The sequence below is a fragment of the Acinetobacter sp. AG1 genome (assembly GCF_001005525.1).
Taxonomy (GTDB): domain Bacteria; phylum Pseudomonadota; class Gammaproteobacteria; order Pseudomonadales; family Moraxellaceae; genus Acinetobacter; species Acinetobacter modestus.
In genome coordinates this window covers 1-2,795 of the sequence record NZ_LBMZ01000030.1, presented here as the reverse complement: position 1 = coordinate 2,795, position 2,795 = coordinate 1, and the positions used below count along the sequence as shown (strand labels likewise).

Genomic DNA, 2,795 nt, shown 5'->3' with positions numbered 1-2,795 from the left:
ATTTATTTTACCTGCAAAAGGTCAGGGAATTTTTAGTCCTGTTTACATCGATAATTTATTGGATGGAATTTTAGGAGTAGCGACACAGTCTCAAACATCAGGACAGATTTATAATATCACTGACGGGGTAGATGTGAGCTGTTTGGATTTCTTTAGTCATCATTGGCGATGGGCAGGGAAAAAAGGAAGGCCAATTTTATTGGAAACGGGTTTAGCTAAAAGATTAACAAAAAGCAGTGAATGGCTATTATCAAATATACTGAAACAAAACACAGAAATTAGTAGCAGCTCTCTTGCAATGTTAACGAGAAACAGCGGCTATTCAATTGATAAAATTCGAACTCAGGTGGGTTATGAACCCAAAATTAATCTTGTTGAGGGAATGCTTTTAACTGAAAAATGGTTACGAGATACTAAATTTTTATAAATAAATTATTATTAATAATAATTTAATATGAGTTTTTAAATATAGTTTCAATAAGGGTTTTTAAATTAACTGAAGTATATGACCATAACACTTTAAGCAAAGTGACACCTTAACCACGTTTTCCCAACGTGGTTTTTTATGCTCGAAATTTATTTATAAATTTATGGTTACTCATTGCTCTTTAATTGTTCATTTCATACAGCTGAATTCTACCTTAAAGGTTTGGCAAAGTTATTCATATCTGATCATCAGAATGGATGCTATAAAGTATTAATGAATCTTTTATAATGCTTTGCTGCTATCTTAGGACATTCAAGCATTGGCATATGGCCAGTATTAGGTAATTTCACTGAATGGGCATGTGGAATAATCTCAACAAAATGCTCTAACATATCTACATCAAGTAATTTGTCTTCTTCACCCCAAATTACAAGTGTTGACATCTTAAAAGCATCTTTACTTTTCTCTGCGCAATTAAACTCAGTTATTTCCTGCATTACTTGTAAAGATAATTTAAACAAGCGCTCTCGTCGATCAGCTAACTGCTTAGCAAGCATTAATCTTACAGAATAGGGCATCCATTGCTGCTTTGATGCAGCTAATGATAATAAGTCATTAAATTCTGAAACTGAATTTACAATAAATGGATTTTTAGCTCCATGAAATGCTGCTTCCAATACACTGTGAGTTCTTGGTTTTAAACCCGCAGAATTTAAAAGTCCTAAGCTAGCTATTCGATGAGACCATTTGTGAGCCATGAAAATGCTTATAAAACCTCCCATTGAATTTCCAAGTACGTGAACTTGATTTATACCTAAATGATCCAATAACTCGATCATTCGTCGAGCTTGTCTCTCCACACTGTAATCAGCATTTGATAAATAGCCAGTCTGACCATGTGCAGGTAAATCAGGAATGATGACATGATAGTCCTTAGCAAGATAACGCGCGAATCGCACCCAATGTGATTTATCCGCACTTAATCCATGAATTAACAATATTGATCCCTTTGATTTCTTATTTTTTTTATTACTTAACCAATGTACTTGGAAGCCATCAATTTGATGATGGTGAAGTTTAAATCCATAAAACCTACTTTCATTGTATAAGGTTTGGCGATACAAAAGCTTACCCGCAAATATCTGTAAAGGTTCGAATCTACCTGTTGAACGCCAAGGAGTTGACACTCCCCATTGTTGATATAATTCTTTAACATCAATAGTGGGCTGATTCAAAACAGTTCCTAATTCATTTTTACTCATCGTTTTGTTGCCCCCAATTTATTTTGGCTAAATTAATTACTTCTCGTGTGTGTAGTTGAATAACCAAATTATGATTTGAACATGTAACATATAGGAAATATGGTTTTGAATTAATTCAACAAGATACTTGCTACAAAAAATCCTATCTCAAATTATTAAAGTGATTAAATAAAGGCAATGACAATTTGAATCACTAGAGTTGCTAATATGACCATTATTAAATTCATGTTTGGTCATGAGTAAAATCAAAATATCACGGCAAGTTATCAAACGCTGCTTTATTAGCTAGCGAGATTCAACATTATGTTGTTGCACTAACTTTCAGGAAACAATTTTCTCATCTAAGCAGATGGTTGGACAAAGCAAAACTTTAGGAGATTATCAGCAAGAAAATTACTATGACACCACTGATTTTTGGATTGATGGAAGACAGTTAGGAAGTCAATTTTTGAAAATAAATAAAGATATATTTCATAGTTTTCGATAACTAAATTTCAGAAAAAATGAGCTCAAAGCAAATACCATCTGGAGTATTGTAAGCCAAATAATCACCTTGATGAAGGGTCATAATTGAGGCAACGATGGATAAACCGAGACCTCCAGTTTGGCTGCTTTGATGGCGGCTAGAAGTACATTGATAAAAGCGTTCAAATAGAGAATCAAGATGCTCATTTGCAATACTCGTATCACTGGTGATCACATATAAGCTAGTTGTAAAGCTTGAATCATCTTGTTGGTTGTTTCGACTGCCAATATAAATCTGACGTTGTAAACCACCATGTGTCAGTGCATTTGAAATTAAATTATAAAGCGCTCGTTGTAGTAATTCAGGATCAGCCAATATCTGAGTTTGTTCTAACTGCAAAATAAACTGGCAACCTTGTTCTTCGGCTTGATGCTCAAAAATGTCACAAATCGTCTCAATCAAGTTGGGTAGATCGATCCATTGTTTATTTAACATCACCATCTGACGATCCGCACGTGCAAGAAACAGCATGCTATCAATCATTCGTTTCAGGCGTTGGTAATCTTCTAAATTTGAATACAGCAGTTCTTTATATTGTTCATCTGTACGCTCACCCATGAGCATGATTTCCGTTTGTCCA

Annotated in this window: 2 protein-coding genes and 1 pseudogene; 1 reads left to right on the top strand and 2 read right to left on the bottom strand. The window is 34.2% G+C overall.

All coding sequences use genetic code 11. The annotated features are described in order from the left end of the window. Positions 1-427, top strand: a pseudogene (locus AAV96_RS18180) (NAD(P)-dependent oxidoreductase); the annotation flags it as partial. A gap of 260 nt (positions 428-687) precedes the next feature. On the opposite strand, the gene AAV96_RS00300 reads toward AAV96_RS18180, so the two are convergent. Together AAV96_RS00300 and AAV96_RS00295 are read right to left on the bottom strand one after the other, a co-directional pair. Further along, positions 688-1,689 (bottom strand): alpha/beta fold hydrolase, encoded by a 1,002-nt coding sequence (locus AAV96_RS00300; protein WP_046737866.1) that lies wholly within the window; start codon positions 1,687-1,689, stop codon positions 688-690. Positions 1,690-2,176: 487 nt separating this feature from the next. Beyond that, on the bottom strand, positions 2,177-2,795 hold a 619-nt coding region (locus AAV96_RS00295), incomplete at its 5' end, for an ATP-binding protein (protein WP_046737865.1).